This is a genomic window from Azotobacter chroococcum (assembly GCF_004339665.1).
Lineage (GTDB): Bacteria > Pseudomonadota > Gammaproteobacteria > Pseudomonadales > Pseudomonadaceae > Azotobacter > Azotobacter chroococcum.
On record NZ_SMMU01000001.1, the window covers coordinates 272,192 to 291,878 of the forward strand.

At 64.6% G+C, this 19,687-nt stretch carries 18 protein-coding genes and 2 pseudogenes; 9 read left to right on the plus strand and 11 right to left on the minus strand.

The annotated features are described in order from the left end of the window. Positions 1 to 181, plus strand: a 181-nt coding sequence (locus EV691_RS23545; RefSeq protein ID WP_207901101.1) for a hypothetical protein, incomplete at its 5' end; no start/stop codon positions are given. A gap of 153 nt (positions 182 to 334) precedes the next feature. Here EV691_RS23545 and EV691_RS01240 read toward each other — a convergent pair. From EV691_RS01240 to EV691_RS24175, 7 genes and pseudogenes are all read right to left on the minus strand, one after another. Beyond that, positions 335 to 2,083 (minus strand): hypothetical protein, encoded by a 1,749-nt coding sequence (locus EV691_RS01240; RefSeq protein ID WP_131297870.1) that lies wholly within the window; start codon positions 2,081 to 2,083, stop codon positions 335 to 337. After that, the gene (locus EV691_RS01245) at positions 2,083 to 2,820 is read right to left on the minus strand and encodes a hypothetical protein (protein ID WP_131297869.1); all 738 of its coding nucleotides are present in this window, start codon (positions 2,818 to 2,820) and stop codon (positions 2,083 to 2,085) included. The genes EV691_RS01240 and EV691_RS01245 overlap by 1 nt, the downstream gene beginning before the upstream one ends. Before the next feature lie 3 nt (positions 2,821 to 2,823). After that, the gene (locus EV691_RS01250; protein WP_131297868.1) at positions 2,824 to 3,828 is read right to left on the minus strand and encodes a hypothetical protein; all 1,005 of its coding nucleotides are present in this window, start codon (positions 3,826 to 3,828) and stop codon (positions 2,824 to 2,826) included. Beyond that, positions 3,828 to 7,370, minus strand: coding sequence for a hypothetical protein (locus EV691_RS01255; protein ID WP_131297867.1), 3,543 nt, complete (start codon positions 7,368 to 7,370; stop codon positions 3,828 to 3,830). The genes EV691_RS01250 and EV691_RS01255 overlap by 1 nt, the downstream gene beginning before the upstream one ends. A gap of 86 nt (positions 7,371 to 7,456) precedes the next feature. After that, a complete protein-coding gene (locus EV691_RS23550) occupies positions 7,457 to 7,609 on the minus strand; it encodes a PAAR domain-containing protein (RefSeq protein ID WP_157731503.1) in 153 nt (50 codons plus the stop codon). A 295-nt stretch (positions 7,610 to 7,904) separates the two neighbouring features. Further along, on the minus strand, positions 7,905 to 8,849 hold the full coding sequence (locus tag EV691_RS01265) for a BRO family protein (protein WP_341352482.1): 945 nt from the start codon (positions 8,847 to 8,849) through the stop codon (positions 7,905 to 7,907). Next, positions 8,832 to 9,161: pseudogene (locus EV691_RS24175) on the minus strand (Rha family transcriptional regulator); the annotation flags it as partial. The pseudogene EV691_RS24175 and the gene EV691_RS01265, both read right to left, overlap by 18 nt. Positions 9,162 to 9,713: 552 nt before the next feature. Here EV691_RS24175 and EV691_RS01270 point away from each other — a divergent pair. Next, on the plus strand, positions 9,714 to 10,526 hold the full coding sequence (locus EV691_RS01270) for a TIR domain-containing protein (RefSeq protein WP_131297866.1): 813 nt from the start codon (positions 9,714 to 9,716) through the stop codon (positions 10,524 to 10,526). 94 nt (positions 10,527 to 10,620) lie between these two features. Here EV691_RS01270 and EV691_RS24090 read toward each other — a convergent pair whose 3' ends face one another. Next, positions 10,621 to 10,752 (minus strand): hypothetical protein, encoded by a 132-nt coding sequence (locus tag EV691_RS24090; protein ID WP_278250224.1) that lies wholly within the window; start codon positions 10,750 to 10,752, stop codon positions 10,621 to 10,623. A gap of 127 nt (positions 10,753 to 10,879) precedes the next feature. Here EV691_RS24090 and EV691_RS01275 point away from each other — a divergent pair. After that, positions 10,880 to 11,146 (plus strand): annotated as a pseudogene (locus EV691_RS01275) (nuclease-related domain-containing protein); the annotation flags it as partial. Between the two features lie 125 nt (positions 11,147 to 11,271). Here EV691_RS01275 and EV691_RS01280 read toward each other — a convergent pair. Beyond that, positions 11,272 to 11,745, minus strand: coding sequence for a hypothetical protein (locus EV691_RS01280; protein ID WP_207390166.1), 474 nt, complete (start codon positions 11,743 to 11,745; stop codon positions 11,272 to 11,274). A gap of 127 nt (positions 11,746 to 11,872) precedes the next feature. Between EV691_RS01280 and EV691_RS01285 the strand changes: the two genes are divergently transcribed. The 5 genes from EV691_RS01285 (at position 11,873) to EV691_RS01305 (ending at position 14,768) form a co-directional block, all read left to right on the plus strand. After that, positions 11,873 to 12,643, plus strand: a complete 771-nt coding sequence (locus EV691_RS01285; protein ID WP_131297865.1) for a nuclease-related domain-containing protein — start codon at positions 11,873 to 11,875, stop codon at positions 12,641 to 12,643. Positions 12,644 to 12,803: 160 nt separating this feature from the next. Further along, positions 12,804 to 13,085: a type II toxin-antitoxin system RelE/ParE family toxin gene (locus EV691_RS01290; protein ID WP_090620123.1), complete on the plus strand. Its 282-nt coding sequence runs from the start codon at positions 12,804 to 12,806 to the stop codon at positions 13,083 to 13,085. Between the two features lie 10 nt (positions 13,086 to 13,095). Next, positions 13,096 to 13,404, plus strand: a complete 309-nt coding sequence (locus EV691_RS01295; RefSeq protein WP_090620111.1) for a HigA family addiction module antitoxin — start codon at positions 13,096 to 13,098, stop codon at positions 13,402 to 13,404. Positions 13,405 to 13,728: 324 nt separating this feature from the next. Then, positions 13,729 to 14,196, plus strand: coding sequence for a helix-turn-helix domain-containing protein (locus EV691_RS01300; RefSeq protein WP_131297864.1), 468 nt, complete (start codon positions 13,729 to 13,731; stop codon positions 14,194 to 14,196). Then, positions 14,193 to 14,768, plus strand: coding sequence for a PIN domain-containing protein (locus EV691_RS01305; RefSeq protein ID WP_131297863.1), 576 nt, complete (start codon positions 14,193 to 14,195; stop codon positions 14,766 to 14,768). The genes EV691_RS01300 and EV691_RS01305 overlap by 4 nt, the downstream gene beginning before the upstream one ends. A gap of 24 nt (positions 14,769 to 14,792) precedes the next feature. Here EV691_RS01305 and EV691_RS01310 read toward each other — a convergent pair whose 3' ends face one another. Next, a complete protein-coding gene (locus EV691_RS01310; protein ID WP_131297862.1) occupies positions 14,793 to 15,185 on the minus strand; it encodes a hypothetical protein in 393 nt (130 codons plus the stop codon). Beyond that, positions 15,186 to 18,470, minus strand: a complete 3,285-nt coding sequence (locus EV691_RS01315) for a tape measure protein (protein ID WP_131297861.1) — start codon at positions 18,468 to 18,470, stop codon at positions 15,186 to 15,188. A 94-nt stretch (positions 18,471 to 18,564) separates the two neighbouring features. Here EV691_RS01315 and EV691_RS01320 point away from each other — a divergent pair, with 94 nt between their 5' ends. Next, positions 18,565 to 19,518 (plus strand): IS1595 family transposase, encoded by a 954-nt coding sequence (locus EV691_RS01320; RefSeq protein WP_131837550.1) that lies wholly within the window; start codon positions 18,565 to 18,567, stop codon positions 19,516 to 19,518. Positions 19,519 to 19,687: the final 169 nt, after the last annotated feature.

A 19,687-nucleotide genomic window follows, 5' to 3' on the forward strand; every position in this document is an offset into this window, starting at 1 on the left:
TAACGCAGATCACTCGGAATCCGTTACCGACGGCGCGGACACCACCGAACAGGAAACGGCTAACGCAGATCACTCGGAATCCGTTACCGACGGCGCGGACACCACCGAACAGGAAACGGCTAACGCAGATCACTCGGAATCCGTTACCGACGGCGCAGATATTAATCCGGCAATACAATAGGGCACTTTCTGTATTTTAGTTTCTCCTTGAAAATCAAGGATATATGCCGATACTGGTATCGGCCTTATTTGTGCTTTCGTATTGCCGGATTAATACCGCCAAGCAGCAGACCGATAAACTCCTTTCGGGGGCTGGTGATGTCCATGTCGCTTCTCAGTGGTGCCGCTCCAAGCGCACGGTCTGGGTGACGCGGGCCGCGCCCACGCCTTCGGCGCCGATCTCGGTGGCCAGGCACAAGCCGCGCCAGGTGCCGTCGATGTCGCGTACCTCGCAGAGCATGGCCGGCTCGATCAGGCACGGAGCGGTCGCCTCGGGGAACAGAGGCAGATCGAGGGTGACGATCTCCTGGTTGCCGCCTTTCGCCAGTTCGGCGATGCCGCGGGCGCGAGCCGCCTCGGTGCCGGTGATCAGCTCGTCGTAGACGTCCGGCGCCGGTGCGTCGCCGGCGGTTCCGGCGCGGCGCACGTCGACGGCCACACCATGGGTGGTGCCGCTGACGTAGCAGCTGTTCCACACCGGCTGCGGGCTCCATTCGCTGCCCCACTCGCCGACGATCTCGGCCGGGATGATCCGCTCCATCACTTCGCCGGCCCAGGCCCAGGGCGCGGCCCGGTAGCGCGGGATCACGCTCAGGGCGTCGCTGTCGCGGGCCGGCCTGACCACGGCGCCGACCGCCTCGGCGACGCGGGCGATCACCTGCAGGGCGGTCTGTTCCTGATAGCTGAAGGCGCCGGCCGGAATCGTCCAGTCCGGCGGGTACTGGTTGGCACTGTCCCAGCTCAGGGTGAAGCCGGTGTCGGTCAGCTGGTCGGCGGCGACCTGCTGGGCGTTGATGTCCACGGCGTTGACCGCCGAGCGCCTGGGTGCATAGGGTTCGGCGAGCAGTTGGGTGCGGGACACGCCGCCGATGGTGAAGCGCTCGGCCGGGAACTTGCCCTGGCTGCTGTAGCGCTCGATCAGGAACACCCAGACGTGGCCGTTGATGGTCAGCTCGACGCTCTTCGGGCCGCCGGCGTCCGGGCGCACCAGATTGAGCGAGGTGCGGCCGAGCAGCTGGGCGCTGAATTGCCAGCTGTAGGCGTCGATGTCGCGGCCGACGCTGAGGCCGGTGGCCTCCAGCGGGGTGCGCTCGGGCAGCACCACCAGCTGCACGCTATTGGCGATCATGTAGGTCTCCAGGATGTCGGGCTCGACGGCCGGGTCGATGGCGATCACCGGGCCGCCATAGTCCGGGTAGGCGATGCCGACGCCGGTCGGGTCTTGCGGCTGGCCCGGCCCCCAGCGCAGGGCACGGCGTAGGTCCAGGCGGCGGGCCGACTGCCAGCGGTCGGCGCTATCGCTGTCCACCGGCTGGATGGCCCGCGTCGGCGCGACGTAGAGGAAGTCGAAAAACACCTCGGGCGCGCTGCCCGGGCTGTAGCGCTCGCTGGCGAAGTCGAAGGCCAGCGGCCGCGTGCCGGGCAGGTAGACGCTGCGGCGCAGCGCCTCGGCGGCATCGACGCGCGGGCCGAACTCGTCGCAGCGCTGGAAGGCCTGGGCCGTGCCTAGATCCTTGCGGGCCGGCTTCGGGTTGTAGAGCAGGCGCAGGCGCACCTCGTGCGGGCGGATGCTTCTGTCCCAGCCGCCGGCGGCGGCGTGGTCGCGTGGCGGTACGGCATTCCAGGCGCTGGCCGACCGGCTTTCGGCCGGCGGCGCCTCGCCCCAGGGCAGCCAGGCGGACGGATCGCGGGCCGGGATGGCGCTCCAGGGCGTGGCGCTGTCCCGCTCGCGGGGCTGGCCGGCTTGCCAGGCGCCGGTCAGCGCCCGATTGCGCACCGGCGTCCGGCTCCAGGGCGTTTCGGTCACGGGATCGCCGGACGCGCGGGCGCGGCGCCATCCGGCGCCGATATCGGCTATGAGCATCAGGTCGTCTCGACGGTAATCGGCCCGTGGGCCAGGGGCCGGTGGTAGCGCACCACCTCGGCGCGGGCGCTGCCGAGGTCCTGCGGGCCGGCGGTGTTGCCGTCCCACCAGGCCGGTTCGGTCGCCGGCAGAGTGCCGGCCTGGGTGATGCGGTAGAGCCAGCCCTTGAACAGGGTCGGGCGGATCACGTCGTCCACCGCCACGGCGAGGTTCGGCTGGTAGAGGGTGCCGTAGTCGTCGATGGCCAGGGCGTAGACGGCGCCGCCGGTGACGCGCAGGTCCAGCGCGCCCTCGGCCGTGCGCAGGTTGCCGGCGATGCGCCAGACGCCGTCGGTCTGCCGCTCGACGGCGAGGACTTCGCGTGCGGCGTCGAGCCCGTCGACCCGCACGCGGGCCTGCAGCGTGGCCGGACTGCCGGCCGCGCTGCCGCTGCCGTCGTTGAGGTCGATATTGAAGGTGGCGTCCTCACTGATCACCGGATAGCGGGCCGCCGCACGTTTGGGAGAAACCTCGTCGAGGGCGAACAGAAATCGCTCGCCGTCGACGGCCGAAGCGAGAAACGTCTGGCTGCTCTGGTAAGCAGTGCCGAACACGGCCAGCAGGGTCATGTCCGTGCCCAGCAGCCGGCAGACTTTCAGGGTTGTCGTCTGCTCACCGTCGCGGGTGAGCCGGACCGTCACGATTCGCCGCGCCGCGGTCTGCGGCAAGGCAATCAGGACTTGCGGGGCGACGATCATCGGCTACTCCCAATCGGCCGAATCCAGGGAGACGAAGGCACCCAGATCGGCCGCTGAATAGTACGCTGGCACCCACTGCTTGCCGTTCGGCAAGGTGAGCGGGCGGAGCTTGTCTTGCCAGACGGGGCTGCCGATGCCCAGCACAGCCAGCACTTTCGACAGGTAGACATCGGACAGGCTGGGTTCGGCGATCAGGCCGCGCAACAGGCCGCAATGTGCGTCACTGTTGGCAGCGGTACTCCCGCTGATACCTGCCCCCCGCCCCATCAGGGAAGCCCGTATCGGGCGCAGCACCAGGGGAGACAGACGGGACTTGTTCAGCAGGGAGGCATTGGCGGTCTCAACCACCACGCCGCCCCGGTATCCCGGCGCAGCCCCCTGTGCCACGGTGCCATCGAAGGGGTTGCGCAGCATGGTGCCCGGCGTGGCGCCAGTCGAAGCAAACATCTGCGCGGTGCCGCCACTGCCCGTGCTCCCCCCGAGCGCACAGAAGCCGCTCCCGCCGAAGGCCGGGAGGTAGGCGCCGAAATGCAGCAGGCCGCCGTAGGACGTGCCCTGATCAACATTCGCCTGGCTACCGAACCATTGAAAGGTGACTGTCCGATTGTCGGCCACCAGGCACCAATGCTTGTTGACTGTCGTCGAGGTGAAATAGGAACTGGAGTGATAGTGCCGCCCCGTATCAGCTTGCCCCTCGTACCAGGGACCAGAACGCCGGTTGTCGCCGACCCCCAGCGCCGCGCTACCACTGGTGAGGGTTTCCATCAGATAGATGGCAACCGCATTGTTCGACACGCTGACGAAGTTGATGTACCCCTCGCCGTTGCTCAGGCTGAAACCGTCGGCATGATCGTGCCCGACCGTCCAGCCAGCCGCCGGCTTGCTGCCGTAGCCATCGACCAGGCAGGCCTTGAAGATCAGCTTCAGGTTGTCGATGAAGCGCTGGCCGGCGGTGCTCGGAAGCGCCGGGGCGCCGGTGTCCAGACTCGAATAGACCGTGATTGCCATCAGTCCGCATCCCCCCTGATCTGAATCCGAAATTGGTCATCCTCGACCGAGCCCTGCCCGCTCAGCACGGTGCGCACGATCCACAGCGGGCCGAGGCATGAATCGGTGTCGAAGCGCACGGCGTTGCCGGCCGCCCAGCCCGAACCCCAGCCGGCGGCGAGGATGGTGAAGTACGGCGCGTTGGTCGCCGGGTTGGTTGGCGCGCAGTCGCTGCCGGTGCTGCCGGTGGTGATCACCCCGAGCTTTTCCTCGACCACGTTGAACGCCGTGGCCGAGGTGAAGACGATGGCCCACTTGCCGGCGATGGCGCCCTTGTTGGTCGCCACCGGCGGGTAGTTGAGGCTGTTGTAGTTGCTGGTGGTGCTGTCGCCGCTGGGGCTGTCGGTCCAGTTCGGGGCGCCGCTGTTCCAGGTCTTCTGGGTGTACCAGGTGTGCAGGCGGGCCTGCAGGTCGCCCCAGGCCACCGCGCTGGACACCTGCGTCTCGCCGGCCGGCAGGTCCCAGGGCAGCGGCGCGCCGATGCTCAGCGCACCGGAAATCTGCACCTCGCTGCATACCGCCATGTGCTCGACCCGGTCGCGGATGGTCAGCGGCAGGGCGAGCGGGTTGGTGTCCACGTCCTGCAGGATCAGCGGGTTGGCCCAGGTGACGGTGCCCAGCTCGCGGTCGGCCGTGTACTGCGCCGGGTCCAGGGCGATGCCGGCGGCATCCACCACCTCGATGGCGGCCTGCTGCGCTCTCGCCAGGGTTTCCGTGGCGCCGGCCACCGGGCTGGCGATCACCGTCTCGGCCGTGTGCTGGATCACCAGCACGTCGCCCTCGCGGTAGATCGGCACCCGGCCGTCGGCCGGCAGGCGCACCGGGTCCAGGCCGATCAGCTCGGCATTCAGCGGCAGGCTGCTGTAGAGCACGGCGTTGTAGCGCAGCAGCGCCGGGATCACCGGAATGTCGCTCGCCCCGCTGGTGTCGTCCGGGTCCGCGGTGAACTTCAGGCGGACGATGCCGGTTTCCACGTCCACCGAGCCCCAGATCACCGGGCCGGCGAAGGTGCCGTTGGTGTCCGCGGTGGCGGTGACCACTTCGGCGGTGTCGGTGCGCACCGCGGTCAGCTGCAGGCTGGCCGGGCGCAGCGGCGCGCCGGGGGTGCGGAAGGTGGCGTCGACCACGGCAAAGCCCGAGTTGCTGGTCAGGCAGCCCTGCACGTCGATGCTCGCCGTCTTGCCGCTCGGGTAGCTGCTCAGGGTGGCGGTGCCGCCGGCGTAGTCGACGGCGCCGACCGCGCTGCCGGCGTTGGTGCTGCTGCTGATGCCCTTGTAGAGCACACCGTCGCGGTCGACGTAGGTGTCACCGCCCCAGGCCAGGATCAAGGAGCCCGGCACGATGGGCTCGGCGATCTCGGGCAGCAGGTCGAAGGCCAGCTGCGGTGCGGTCTGGCTGTCGGTCTGCGCGCCGTAGCTGACCCCGGCCGGCTGGGCGCGGGTCACCAGGGTGCCGCCGTACTGCTCCTGCAGGCTGGTGGTGGTGCTCTCCAGCTCGGTCGAGGTGAAGGGCCAGCCACCGGTCTGCTTGTAGGTGTACTCCTTGTAGTCGTAGCTCTCCTCGACGCGCAGGGTGAAGGCGCCGGTGGCGTAGTCGAGGGTGCCGGTCACGCCGACCCAGCCGCCGCTGCCGTTGTCGGCCACCGCGCGGTCGAGGACCAGGGTTTCCTCGTAGGTCGACTCGGTGGCCGACGAGGGCACGGCCTGGCGCTGCAGCACCGACCAGCTCATCTGCACACTGCCCGGCTGCAGCGGCGCGCCGGGGATGGTGCCGGACACGGTGCCGGCGGCATCCGGGGTCACGCTGAGCACGTTATCGGCGACGCTGCCCTGCTGGTAGCTGTAGCTGATGGCGCTGCCGCTGTCCGGGGTGGCGGTCAGCTCCATGTCCAGCTCGCCGGTGGCGTAGACGATGGTGCCGCTGGCCTGCCCGCTCAGGGTGCCGGCGCCGGTGTCGGTGATGGTCTTGGTCACTCCGCCGACCAGATAGGTGGCGGTCAGGCTGCCCGGCTGGATGCCGTCGTGGGGCAGACGGTGGCGGATGCGCGCCTTGGCCGCCACGCTGGCCCCGGTGCGCTGGGTGTAGGCCTCGGCGTTGTCGCCGACGTAGCTGTAGAGGACCGACGAGCCGACGTCCGGCAGCGCCGCCAGGGTGATCGACACGCTGCCGCTGGCGAAGTCGATGCTGCCGCTGCCCTGCCCGCTCAGCTCGCCGTTGCCGGCGTCGCTCAGCTCCTGCCAGTTGCCGAGGGCCAGGAAGCTGACCGTCAGGGTGCCGGGCTTGGGCTTGGCGTTGGCCAGGTCCAGGGTGTAGACGTAGCCGCGACTGGACAGGTCGACGGGGATCTCGCCGGTGACGGTTTCGCCGGTCACCGCGGCGGCCGGGGTGTAGGTGACGCTGGCCGAGCCGGTGTAGGCGGTGGTCTTGTAGGCGTCGATCTGCCCGGTGGCGTAGTCGATGGCGATCTTGCTGAAGGTGTTGCTGCCGCTGACGAAGGCGAAGCCGCCTTTCTTGTCGTCGGCATAGACCCCGCCGTTGATGGTCAGGGTGATCGAGCCGGGCAGCGCGCCGGTGCCGAGGAAGGAGCGCGACTGGCCGCTGACCACCTGGGCGAAAGTCAGCGACGGCGAACGGGCGGCGCCGCAGGCCAGGTACTGGCGGCGGCTGTAGCCGGCCAGCTGGTCGAGCAGCGCGGTTTCCTTGTTGGTGCTGGGCACCAGGGCGGCGTAGACCGACTCGACCCTGAGGGTCAGGTCGCCCTGGGCCACGGCCTCGGCCAGCGGGCTGATGCCGTAGTACTTCGCCGCATCGGCCACCTGGGTGGACAGCACCGTGGCCTTGGCCTGGCTGGCGGCGTTGGTGGCGGTGGTGCCGGCCGGGTTGACGCTGCCGCCCGGATAGGTGGCCAGCAGCGCCGAGCCGATGCCCAGCTGCAGGCGCCGGCGCGGCAGAGTCAGGAACTGGCCGGACGAGTATTCGTAGATGAAGTTCTCCAGCGTGGCCTCGACGCTGACGAGGCGCACGTACTGGCTGCTGGTAGTGCCGTTGACCAGCTGGTAGACCTCGCCGATTTCCGGGAGGCGGTGCTCCTCGCGCTGCACGCCGGCGATCGAGCGCTGGCCGGCGAGCTGGTTGCCGAGCAGCTCGAAGGACGCGGCGGTGGCCGGCACCACGTAGTTCTCGATGGCGCTCCGGGCGTCGTCGCGCTCGTCGGTCTGGCTGCCGGAATTGAACAGCAGCACCGAGACACGCGGATCGGCCGGGGCCTGGGTGAGGATGCAGTGGGCGCCCAGGTAGGCGTCGGCGTTGTCGGTCAGAACCCCGGCGAAGCCCTTGCGCAGGTTGATCCGGCCCAGGGTGCGGTCGAGGCGGCTGATGTCGGGGAACAGGTTGTTGACCTCGCCGTCGACCACGGGGGTGCCGGTGGCGCGCCCGCCGCCGTCGGCCTCGTCGGTCAGGCGCTGGGATTTGAGCAACTTCACGTCGCTGGCATTGATGGTCATGCGGAACTCCGGGCATGAAAAAGCCCGCACGGGGCGGGCTGGTGGGTCGAAGTCGTCGATGGGCCCATGGGCTGGCCATGAATCGATCATCCGGCGAAGACGTCGGGCAAACTTTCAGCCACGGTCGATCCGCAGTCGACCGGATCGCCGATGCGGCCGAGCGGCAAGCCGTTGGCGAAGACCGTCATGCTGCTCTGGGCCAGCACGCCGGCATGACAGGACGACAGGTCGCAATGGATGTCACAGGCATCGCCCTAGCGGTGGGCGGCGATACCGCTGACGAATACGTTCGGGCTGGCAGCGACGGACGGGCGCGGTGGAAAGGCTCCGTGCCCGGTGCACCGATCGCCCAGGCGGGTGACGGCGGGCATGGAAATGTTCTCAAAGGAGCATCCCCGCGGGTGCGGGGAACGGCAGGCGGCCGGCGGCGAATTCGGCCAGGGCGTCGGTTCATCCCCGCGTACGCGGGGAAATTCCCTCGCTGCCGGCGACGGAGGCCGACCTGACCGGTTCATCCCCGCGTGCGCGGGGAAATCATATCTTGTGCCCCTTTACGCCAACGAATTTCTGGAGGCGCCGACGATCCTGCTCGAAGCCTTCTATTGCCTGGCGCGCATTGCCGACCATCAGCCGGATGGCCATGTCCATCTGGAGCATCAGGTTCTGATAGGAGCGCAGCTCGTAGAAGGCGCCATCGACGCAGTATCCGGCGTTGTGCAGCTTGTCCAGCAGGTCGCAGCAGGGGGAATAGTCGCTCGACAGCAGATCCCCATAGCCGACCACCAGATCCGGGCTGTTCGGGTTGTCGTGGCGGAACTGCTGTGGGTTACGGGCCTTCCAGTCCTCGATGGGGTAATCGATGTCGAGGCGGCCCACCACCTTCGGCGCCTCCGGCTCCAGCAGCTCGCCCTCCAGTACGATACGCGCCACCAGACTCACCGCCTCGGTGAACCGCTCCGGGGCGATCTCCTTGTAGCCGCAGCCGAACCTGGACTTGAGCGCCGACCAGCAGCGCGTCGCCGCCCTGCCCCGTTCCAGTTCGGGCAACGCCTCGATGCGCGCCGCCACCAGCGCCTTGAGCGCGCCCTGCTGCTCGCCGGACAACCCGCCCGGCAACGCACGCGGTGCCGGTGCGCCGGACACGAACTGCTCCAGCGCCGCCTCCAGCCACAGCCGCAACGGTTCGGCCCGCGCCGGGCTGGCGTGATGCAGGGCCAGCTCCAGTCCGGGCCGGTCGATCAGGCCGAGGCGACGGTGGCCGACCTGCCGCTGCGCCTTGTGCTCGCTGCGCAGATGGCGGGTGAGGCAGTGGCCGTCGCGCATGTCCAGGGCGCGGGCCACATCGACGGCGACGAACCACAGCGCCGCGCCCTCGGGGACGATGCGGAACGGGCGGTCGTTGTAGGTGAGGTGGATGGGTTCGGCGGAGGTGGCCACCGTGCCCGGATTCACCGCCGCACCGATCAAGGCGCGCTCCATCTCGTTGAAGGCATTGATGTACGCCTCCTTCCACTTCGCCGCTTCCTTGCCGGTGAAGCCCATGCACAGGAAGGTGAAACCATCGCGGGTCAGGCGGAAGTACGGTTCCGGCTTGTTGTTCGCGCCGGGACGAGTACACGGCGCAAAATTGCGCTGTGCGAACTCAGGCGAGCAATCCAGGCTTTTGATCCGCCGCAGCACGTCTTTGTGCAGCTTGCCGAAGCGGGCAGCGATATCGAGGCTGGTGGTGGTCGGTTGGCCGTTGGCCAGTTCGACAAGGACCGGGGTTACAGCAGGTGCGATGGCTTTCATGGTGTGGATCCTGAGAGTTGTCAGTCGATCCACTCGCCCATCCGCCAAGATGGGTGAGCGGAACCGTGCGGGTTGGCGGACCTGTCTCAGGGCAGGCGGAGCACAAAGGCTCCCCACACACGGCCCGCCCATAACGGGTGTAGCCATGCTGCGGACATAAAAAAACCGCTCTAACGGCGGTCGTGTCCGCCCGAGATAACCGGGCCGCCAAGCCCAGGCTGCCGATTTGGCGGCAGCAGGGGAACCTTAGAGATAAGAACGCGGGCAGTCAATCACGGCTTCAGCTGGGATCGTTGGAGTGATAGCACATTGGACTTGCCTGAGCCTGCTGCCCGTGGTTATAACGCTCCACCACATTCGACATGACCGCGAAACCCACGGGCTAGAGGGCACCTCTAAAAACCCCAAAAAATTGAGATGCCGACCTGCATCGACCATAACAAATCAATAAGTTAGACATCATCCAGCGCTGAAAAACGAAGTTTTTAGAGGCACCCCTATTGTATTACTAATACAAATAGTCACACACAATTGATATTGGAGAGTATTTAAGTGCCAAACAAAGAAAAACTAAAATGCGGATTAATTATGCCCATATCATCAATCGATGGTTGCTCTGCCGAGCACTGGGGAGAAGTTAAGGCAGTCATCACCGAGGCAGTAGAGTCCATTCAAGAACATAGTTTCACTGTTAGCCTAGTCAGTGACTCTGATGAGTCGGGCGTAATCCAGAAGAGGATAGTTCAAAACGTATACAGCGCCGACATCGTTGTATGCGATGTCAGTGGTAAAAATCCAAATGTTATGTTTGAGCTGGGAATGCGATTAGCATTTGACAAGCCCACAGTAATTGTCAAAGATGACAAAACAGATTATTCATTCGATACAGGAATAATTGAGCATGTCGGATACCCAAGAGACCTGAGATTTTCTAAAATTGTCCTATTCAAAGAAAAGCTGGCCGAGAAGGTTAAGGCGACCTACCAGAAGTCGGTAGATGATCCAGAGCACTCAACCTTCCTTAAAAACTTCGGAAAGTTTCAAGTCGCCAATCTTAGCGAAGACATAGTCTCCACAGACAAAATGATACTAACCATGATGTCAGAGCTGCAAAGTCAGATATCTGACGTAAAGAGAAGCCTACATACACAAAGTCCAGCCTTAGAAAGATTCCCAGCATCATTCCACATAAGAAGAGCAATTAAAGACTTTGCAAAAGAACAAGACTGCAAACTGAATGACCTATTTGGCAGCGGCCACCTATATGATTATGTTGAAAGCAAAATAGATGCTCCTAATTACTTTGACAGCAGAGCGGAATTTATTGAGATGGTTGATACACAGCTTAGAAAGCTGACCACATAACGAAGCATTGCAGCAAGCAGGGTAGACAACGGCGCAGCCTTGTCTACCGATACCAACAGTGGGTAATCGCTGCGCAAGTTACCACTGACCGCTCTTAGGCCATTTCATGAAGATGCTCTTTTTCCTTGTTCCTACGAGCAAGGCGCGCCTGAATCAATGCTCCTGCGAGTACGCCAGTCAACCCCACTGCCGGGGTTACAAAAAGCAAGTAATCGTTGATCGTCATTCCATAACCTGAAATTTTATAAACCAGCGCGTAGCGTAGACAACGGCGCAGCCTTGTCTACCAATTTCAACGGTCCCCTCACCCACCACCCCAAAGCCCCACCCCATCGCAGTTGGAGAATTAGAAATTGGATTTCACACCCATCATCGCCCAGGTCTGGAAAGCAGCCATCTGGCTCGTGCCGCTGATGTTCTTGCTCGGCCTCCTGAAGTCGCCCTGGGCAAAGGGGTATATCGGCGAACTGCTGGTTCGCCTGTTCGCACACTGGCAACTGGACAAGCAGACCTATCGCCGCCTGCACAACGTGACGCTGCCGACCCCGGACGGCACGACGCAGATCGACCATGTGTTCCTCTCGCGCTTCGGCATCTTCGTGCTGGAAACCAAGAACATTTTGATGGTTCCCACGCTCCCGCGTGGGAACTGCCCCAGCAAGTAGGGTAGACAACGGCGCAGCCTTGTCTACCGATGCCAACAGTGGGTAATCGCTACGCGAGCTACTCACCCTACTGACCGCTCTTAGGCCATCTCCCTTCGTGGAGTCGGACAGTCTTTAACTTCTAGACTAAATAGCACCTGCGATATATCCGTAGACTGCACATCAAATCGCTTCATCCCTGCAGCGAGGCGCATGGCCAAACATAGCCTCGTAAATGCCAGTATCTCGCTCTCTGTCTGTAGCGTTGCCCCAGCCCGAATGAATATCGCAAGCTGTTTAACAACCTCAGCAGAGCCATATACGCAAATTCTCGACTTCGCATCCGCCAATGCAGCCAGACTACTGGAGACAACAGCTCTATCACCAAGCCTCTGGGCTACAGCAACGTTTGACACTGAGCTTAGGAAATCGACATAGGCTTTACTCTGCAGATCATGAAGATGCTCTTTTTCCTTATTCCTACGAGCAAGGCGCGCCTGAATCAAGGCACCTGCGAGTACGCCAGTCAACCCCACTGCCGGGGTTACAAAAAGCAAGTAATCGTTGATTGTCATTCCATAACCTGAAGTTTTATAAACCAGTGCGTAGCGTAGACAACGGCGCAGCCTTGTCTACCAATTTCAACGGTCCCCTCACCCACCACCCCAAAGCCCAACCCCATCGCAGTTGGAGAATTAGAAAGTGGATTTCACACCAATCATCGCCCAGGTCTTGAAAGTGGCCATCTGGCTCGTGCCGCTGATGTTCTTGCTCGGCCTCCTGAAGTCGCCCTGGGCAAAGGGGCATATCGGCGAGTTGCTGGTTCGCCTGTTCGCGCACTGGCAACTGGACAAGCAGACCTATCGCCGCCTGCACAACGTGACGCTCCCGACCCCGGACGGTACGACGCAGATCGACCATGTGTTCCTCTCGCGCTTCGGCATCTTCGTGCTGGAAACCAAGAACATGGGCGGCTGGATCTTCGGCGGCGAGCACCAGGCGCAGTGGACGCAGAAGTTCTACAAGAAGAGCTTCAAGTTCCAGAACCCGCTGCGGCAGAACTACAAGCACCTCAAGGCGCTGGAGGCCACGCTCGGCATTGCGCCGGAGCACCTGCACTCGGTCATCACCTTCGTCGGCGGCAGTACCTTCAAAACGGAGATGCCGGTCAACGTGACCGAGGGTGCCGGGTTCATCCGTTACATCAAGTCGTTCCGCCAGCCGGTATTCAGCGAGGCCGAGGTGTATGCGCTGCTGCGCGCCCTGCAGGAAAGCCGCTGGGCGCCGACGCTGGCCACCCACCGCGAGCACGTGCAAAACCTCAAGCGCCGCAGCGACCCCACCGCCGAGCGCAAATGCCCCAAGTGCGGCAGCCTGCTGGTGATTCGCACGGTGAAGTCCGGCGCGAAGGCCGGGCAGCAGTTCTGGGGCTGTTCTGGCTTTCCCAAGTGCAGGACTGTGCAAAGTCTCTGATGGCTGAGCGTGTAGGGTAGGCAGCGGCGCGGCCTTGTCTGCCCTACCGGACTGATCGCCCAGCCTGCAGGCATGGTACAGGGCGGCGAGCCAGGGTGGCGGGCGCCGTTCGGCTGGCTAACATTGCTCGTTAGTAACGCGCGGCGTTACCATGCCTGCCATGGCGATCAATTCATTCAAGTGCCGCGACACCGAAAGCCTGTTCGACGGTGATCGCGTGCGGCGTTTCGTGAACATCGAGGCCGTCGCCATGCGCAAGCTGGCGATGCTGAACCGCGCCGGGCGTCTGGACGATCTGCGAGTGCCGCCCGGCAACCGGCTGGAGGCGCTCAAGGGCGACCGGCTCGGGCAGTACAGCATTCGCATCAACGACCAGTGGCGGGTGTGTTTCCGCTGGTCGGATGCCGGCGCGGACGATGTTGAAATCGTGGACTACCACTGAGGAGGTGAGCATGCGCGAAGTAGCCTACCCACATCCGGGCGAGATTCTGCTCGAAGAGTTCCTCAAGCCCATGGGGATCACCCAGTACCGGCTGGCCAAGGAGATCGGCGTGCCGCAGCGGCGTATCGGCGAGATCGTGGCCGGCAAGCGCGCCGTGACGGCCGACACGGGCCTGCGTCTGGCGCGGTTCTTCGGGATGTCGGAAGACTTCTGGATCGGCCTGCAGTCGGACTACGACCGCGAGATGACCAAGGACGCCATTGCCGAAACGCTGGCGAAGATCCGCCCGTGGGCCGAGACGCATCCGGCGCACGCATGAAGCTGTAGCGCATAGGGTAGACAACGGCGGCCTTGTCTACCGATGCCAACGGTGAGTAATCGCTACGCGAGTTACCCACCCTACCAGCCTGCTCCAGCCTCCACGAAACGCCCGTGCCGGTGAATCTGGATGACCCGCTACCGGTACAAACAACGGGCAATCGCTGCGCGGGCTTGGCCGCCCCGCCGGACTCGCCGATCCTGCCGGGGCGGCGCTTGGTGCCATCCGCTGTTTCGAATATTTCGCTTATTGCGATTTTCGTTTATTTCGTTTAGAAGTCGAGCATGCTTCGATGCTTTACCCAATACCTTTCTGGAGATGCTCATGACCCTCGCAGACTTCGATCGCACTATGTTGCCCGGCGACAAGGAGGTGGCGGCGGCCGTGGAGTCGCGCCGCCAGCTTGCGGCCTTTCTGTCGACGAAGCTGGAAACCCGGCGTATCGAGATCATGGACGACGAGCAGCGTCCGCATGAGTTGCAGGTGCCTGTCTTCGCTCTGCGCCTGCTCGATGAGCTCCTGGGCGAGCTGGCGATGGGGAATGCGGTGAAAATCGTGCCGATCCATGCGGAGCTGACTACTCAGGAGGCTGCCGATCTGTTGAATGTTTCCCGGCCTTATCTGGTGAAGCTGCTGGATGAGAACGTCATCCCGCACACCAAGGTCGGCCGCCACCGCCGGGTGAAGTTCGCAGACCTCATGGCGTACAAGCAGCGGCGGGACGCGGAAAGCCGTCAAGCGCTGGATGAACTGGCCGCGCAGGCTCAGGAACTGGGCATGGGGTATGAATGAGGCATTCTCCGTTCACCGCTGTCTACGACGCCAATGTTCTTTACCCGGCCCCGCTGCGCGACTTGCTGATGCGTCTGGCTCTGACGGGGGTTTATCGAGCGCGCTGGACAACTGAGATCCATGAGGAGTGGAAGCGCAATCTGCTGCTCAACCGGGCGGATCTCACTCGCGAGCAGCTGGATAGGACCTCCGCAGCGATGGATCGGGCCGTGCCGGATGCCTTGGTGACCGGATACGAGCCTCTGTGTCACTCCCTCGATCTTCCAGACCCGAATGACCGGCATGTGCTGGCCGCCGCGATCAAGTGCGGAGCATCGGTCATCGTGACCTTCAATCTGAAGGACTTCCCACCTGAGTTGCTGGAGCCGTTCGAGATCGAGGCCATGCACCCGGATGACTTCATCGCGGATCTGTTCGATCTGGATCAGGCAGCGGTGTTGCAGGCGGCTCAGGAGCAGCGCGCATCGCTGAAGAACCCACCACACACCGCCCGCGAGTTCCTGGAGCGACTGGCGCGTCAGGGGCTGACGCAGAGCGTCAAGCTGCTCTCGGGCTATGAGCGGCTGATCTGACGGGACAGCTTCTACCCGAGAGGATCACTCCACCGGCGGAGCAACGGTGATCAAGCGCAGGTTGACTTCATAGGGCCAGTCGTCCGGCGGGGCGACCCGCCGTTCGAGCGGCACGGCCTCCAGCGCGGCGCCGTCGGCGCGGTTGAACACCACGCTGAAGCTGCGCCCGTCCGGCAGGGTCAGGGCCATGATCTTGTTGGGGATGTCGCGCAGCACTTTCAGCGAGCGCACCACCGACAGCGGGGTCCACACGCCGCCGTTGCTTTTCAGGGTGATCGGGCGGCCGTACAGCTTGATCCCCTCCTGAATCAGCAGCGCGCCGCTGACCGAGCGCTCCTGCTCCTGGGCCACGGCATCCCATTCGAACTCGTCCACCCATTCGAACTGGTCGTCCAGTTCCACCGAGTCGAGCATCATTCACAGCGTCCTCAGGCCGGCGTCGGCCAGTATGTCGAGCAGTTGGGTCTGCTGGCCCACCGGCACCTGCACGTCGACCCGCCGCCCACGGGGGCTTTCCAGGCGGATGACGGTGGCGGGCTGAGCCTCGGTCGTGGCCGGTGCCGGCTCGGCGGCCTGCTGCTGCGCCTGGGCCTGGGCTTGCTGCTGCTCGCGCAGGCGCCGGTTGGCAGTTTCCGCCTCGATCTCCTGCAGGGTGGCGATGGCCCGGTTGAGGTCGGACACCGCCTGGCCGTTGCCGGCCGACTGAGCCTCGGCACGCTGGGCTTCCAGCTCGCGGCGGCGGTTGGCGAAGGCACGCCGATCGACCTCCTCCTGATCGCCGCGCAGCTGGGCCAGTTCGCTCTGCAGGCCGTCGAGGGTGTTGCGGCTGGAGTCGCCGAGCGCCCGCATCTGCTGCTCGGCGGCAGCCAAGGCGCTTTTCAGGCTGGACAGGTCGGAGCTGTCCAGCAGGCTCAGGCCGCGCTGGGCACGCTCGGCGCGGCGGATGAAGGACTCCAGGCTGATCGAGCCGTCTTCGTAGCCCTCCATCAGCGATTGCAGGGCCTTCTTCTGGCCCAGGTACGACACCTGCAGCTCGTGGCTGCGGATGAGGGTTTCCATGGCCCAGATGCCGGCGTTGGTGTGCGGCAGGGGCTTGGCCAGCTCGGTCTTGAGGAAGGCCAGCTGCTCATTGGCGCCGCGCAGGGATTCCCGGGTGGCGTCCAGGCTGCCGGTGTCGATCCCCCAATCCACGTTGTTGATGCCTTGCAGGGCATCGAAGGCCTTGAGCGCCGCATCGGTCATGCCGGCCAGCGGTTCGCGGGCCTGGCTGAGGATGCTGCCGAAGAAGTCCAGCCCCGCCCCGGCGTCCTCGGCGGCGCCGCCGATCTGGCGCAGCGAGCCTTCCGTCTCGGCGGAAGCATCGGCCATATCGGCGGAGGCTTTCTCGAAGCTGCGGCCAGTCGAGGCAGCGGCCTTCTTCACCTCGTTCATCCGTTCGGCCAGGGCGGCCTGAGCCTTGGCGAAGTCCTCGGCGCTGATCGCCCCGTCGCTGTAGGCCTTGCGCAGGCCCGTGCGGATCTGGCTGAAATCCACCTCGTTGGCCGCTCGGGCGATCTGCCCCATGATCGACTCGAGGCTGGCGAACTTGTCCTCGAGGCCGGCGAACTCGCCGGCCGTGGCACCGGCCCCGCGCTGGAGCTGCCGCAGCTTCTCGTTGAGCACACCGGAGGCACGGGCGTAGTCCTGCTGGCTGATGGCCCCGGACTGGTAGGCCTCGCGCAGGGCATCGCGCAGCCCGTCGATCTGGACAGTCGTGCTGCCGGCGTCGATCAGCTTGAGCGCTTCGGCCATGCCGCCAATGGCGGCCGTGCCCTCGGCTGCGGCGGCCACGGCAGCATCCTTGGTCTTCTTCTGGTTGGCGATCAACTCGTCGGCGTAGGCCTGATCGAGCATGCGCTGCTGATCGATCTTGGACTTGACGGCGGCGGTCTGGGCGGCGGCGCTCTCGGCGGCATGCCGGGTGGTCACGTCCCAGGCCGCCCGGATGTCCTTGCCGTCCTGCTCGATCTGCGCGGCGAAACCCTCGGTCAGGCCGTTGAGCGCGCCGCGGGCCTCGGCGATCCCCGCGCGGAGCTTGTCGCCACCAAGCATATCCGGCACAAAGTTGGCGACACGTCCCAAGTGGCTGAGCAGCAGGTCGCCGAAGGAGGTGGCGGCCAAGGCGGCAACCGAGAACCCGGAAGTAATGCCATTGAACAGGGTACGGAACGGCGCCACGAACAGTTGGACGCTGGTCGTCGTCTGGTCGAGTTTGGTCCCGAAGTCGTTCAGCCATTTCGCGCTGTCGTCGGACAGCTTCTTGAAGTCGGTCCCGAGCAGCTTCCTGCCGAACTCCTCGACCCGCCTGGCGCCGTCGATGAATGCCGTGCTGAGCGACTTGGCCAGCTTGTCCAGCCGGCCATCGCTGTCCATCTCGCGGATCGTGGTGAGCAGTTCGTCGAACTTGCCCTTGACGTAGTCCAGGGCCCCGGCCTGGGCGATGCGGTCGTAGAAGTCCTGAGCGGCATTTTTCAGCTGGCTGAGCTGGCCGGACAACCGGGACATGGCTGAGAGTGCCTGACCCTCGGCGCTCTTGCCCAGCTCGGCGATCAGGGCGGCGATCACGTCGCGGCCGAGCCGCCCCTCGGAGGACAGTTCCTGAAGCTGCGCGACCGTCTTGCCGGTGGCCTGTGACAGCAGCTGCCAGGCCGGGATGCCGCGCTCGACCAGCTGCGTGATTTCCTCCGCCTGCAGTTTCTCCTTGCCCCAGGCCTGCCCGAGCGCGATCACGATGCCCTGCAGGCGGTCCATCTCGCCGCCCAGCTGGGCATTCTTGTCGACCAGCGCCTGCAGGCTGCCATCCATCGGGTCGAGTCCGAAGCCCTTGAGCAGCGCAAAGGCATCGGTCACCTCCGCAATGGTCATCGGCGCGGTCTTGGTGAAGTCCTTTATCCAGGCAATGGCCTTCTCGCCCGACTCCATGCTGCCCATCAGTGAGTTGATGCGAAGCTCAAGGCCTTCCATCTGGTCGCCGGTCTTGAGCATGTCGGCAATGCCGGTGCGCAACAGGCCGATGCCGCGGTTGACCAGGCCGATGGCCGCATCGATACCGACGAAGGCGCCGGCGAAGGCCAGCACCTGGCGGGTTGCGCCGTCCAGCGCTTCGCGCACGGCAGCCAGGCGGGAGGCGTGCTCGGCGGCGCCCCGGGCCGCCGCTGCCTCTTGGCGCTCCAGCTCGCGCAACTGCTGGGTGTGCTGATCCAGGGCCTGCCGGCTGTCGCCCACCGCCTGGGCAAGACGCTGCTGCTCGTCAGCAAGCCTGTCCGTGTCGATACCGGCAGCCTTGGCGGCCTGCTCCAGATCGCCCAGCTGAGTGGTGGCCCGGTTCAGTTCGCGAGTGGCGCGGGCGGCCTCGCGCTCCGCTTCGCGCAGGGCAACGACCAGCCCCTCGCTCTCCGGGTCCTTGTCCAGCGCCTTGCGCAGGTCGTCCGCGCGCTGCTCGGCCCGCACCAGGCTGCCACGGGCCTGCTCGGCGGCACGCCCGGCGGCAGCCAGGCTGGCGGCCAGACCACGGGCCTCCCTGGCCTTGTCCAGCGCTGTACCGAGACGCTCGCCTTCCCGGCGCAGCGCTTCCAGGGCGTCGGCGCCCTGCTCCGCTGCGGGCGAGAGTTCGTCGCGCCCGCGCAGGACGAACTGGATCAGGCGGTCCTTGATGCCGGCCATGGGGTTTTCTCCGGGGAATAAAAAGGCTATGTCTGAGTTAGCTGTTGCAGCAAGCTAAGCTGATCATGACGTTTCCGCATGCGGGAGGTGGATCATGAAAGCGAGTCAGTTCACGCGATGGATCGCTCAGCTCTCCAGCCTCAGCCCAGAACAGCGTGAGCAGCTGAAGGCATGCCTGTCGGCACCAGGCAGCCTTCCGCAGGAGATGATCGCCACGCCCAGCAACTGCCCGCACTGTCAGTCCAGCGAATTACAGCCGTGGGGCTCCAGTGGCGGCCTGCCACGGTATCGCTGCAAGTTTTACGGCAAAACCAGCAACCCATTGACGGGTACACCGATGGCGCGCCTGCGAAAGCGCCATCTCTGGCAAGGCTATGCCGAGGCGTTGACCCAGAGCCTGACGGTACGCAGGGCGGCGAAACACTGTGGCGTCAGCAAGAACACAGCCTTCCTGTGGCGACACCGGTTCCTGACCCAGATCGCCGATCACCAGGCCCAGCATGAGTCCGGGATTGTCGAGGCCGATGAAACCTTCTTTCTGGAGTCTTTCAAGGGGCAGCGAGACTTGCCGCGCCTACCTCGCAAGCGCGGAGGCAGTGCGAAGCGACGCGGGTTGTCTGCCGAGCAGATTCCTGTCCTGGTGGTGCGGGATCGCAGCGGCCAGCATGCCGACTTTCAGCTGGAGAAGCTCGATGCCGTGCATGTCGGGGAGCGACTACGCCCCCTGATCGATGCTGATGCGATTCTTTGCTCTGACAGTGCCGCCGTCTATGCCCACTTTGCCAAGGCAGAAGGCATCACCCATCAGCCGGTCAATCCTAGCCAGAGGCGCAGGGTCGATGGGCCTTTTCACATCCAGAACGTGAACGCCTACGACAGCCGGCTGAAGGGCTGGATGACTCCCTTTCATGGGGTGGCCACCAAGTACCTGACCCATTATCTGGGATGGCGGCGCCTGCTCGAGCGCTACAAGGCGCAGCTCAATCCATTGATTTGCTTGAGGGAGGCGCTGGGGCGAGCAGCCATGCAACAGCTAACTCAGACATAGCCAATAAAAAACCCCGCCGGGGCGGGGTTCTAGTGTTCAGAGTGTCGTCAGTCGATCAGATAGCTACGATTTCTATAAGCAGAACGACCGGTGAAACCCTGGCAAGGTGCTTACCTGAAGATTCGGCGTCAGTGAGCAACGCCGAAGCGCAGGCTAGCGGGCAGCAGCT

Coding starts and splice junctions, on each gene's coding strand:
- EV691_RS01295 (WP_090620111.1), top strand. CDS start 13,096: ATGCGCGAAGTAGCCTACCCACATCCGGGCGAGATTCTGCTCGAAGAG.
- EV691_RS01315 (WP_131297861.1), bottom strand. CDS start 18,470: ATGGCCGGCATCAAGGACCGCCTGATCCAGTTCGTCCTGCGCGGGCGC.
- EV691_RS01265 (WP_341352482.1), bottom strand. CDS start 8,849: ATGGAGCGCGCCTTGATCGGTGCGGCGGTGAATCCGGGCACGGTGGCC.
- EV691_RS24090 (WP_278250224.1), bottom strand. CDS start 10,752: ATGACGATCAACGATTACTTGCTTTTTGTAACCCCGGCAGTGGGGTTG.
- EV691_RS01320 (WP_131837550.1), top strand. CDS start 18,565: ATGAAAGCGAGTCAGTTCACGCGATGGATCGCTCAGCTCTCCAGCCTC.
- EV691_RS01305 (WP_131297863.1), top strand. CDS start 14,193: ATGAGGCATTCTCCGTTCACCGCTGTCTACGACGCCAATGTTCTTTAC.
- EV691_RS01300 (WP_131297864.1), top strand. CDS start 13,729: ATGACCCTCGCAGACTTCGATCGCACTATGTTGCCCGGCGACAAGGAG.
- EV691_RS01255 (WP_131297867.1), bottom strand. CDS start 7,370: ATGACCATCAATGCCAGCGACGTGAAGTTGCTCAAATCCCAGCGCCTG.
- EV691_RS01290 (WP_090620123.1), top strand. CDS start 12,804: ATGGCGATCAATTCATTCAAGTGCCGCGACACCGAAAGCCTGTTCGAC.
- EV691_RS01280 (WP_207390166.1), bottom strand. CDS start 11,745: ATGACAATCAACGATTACTTGCTTTTTGTAACCCCGGCAGTGGGGTTG.
- EV691_RS01310 (WP_131297862.1), bottom strand. CDS start 15,185: ATGATGCTCGACTCGGTGGAACTGGACGACCAGTTCGAATGGGTGGAC.
- EV691_RS01250 (WP_131297868.1), bottom strand. CDS start 3,828: ATGGCAATCACGGTCTATTCGAGTCTGGACACCGGCGCCCCGGCGCTT.
- EV691_RS01245 (WP_131297869.1), bottom strand. CDS start 2,820: ATGATCGTCGCCCCGCAAGTCCTGATTGCCTTGCCGCAGACCGCGGCG.
- EV691_RS01240 (WP_131297870.1), bottom strand. CDS start 2,083: ATGCTCATAGCCGATATCGGCGCCGGATGGCGCCGCGCCCGCGCGTCC.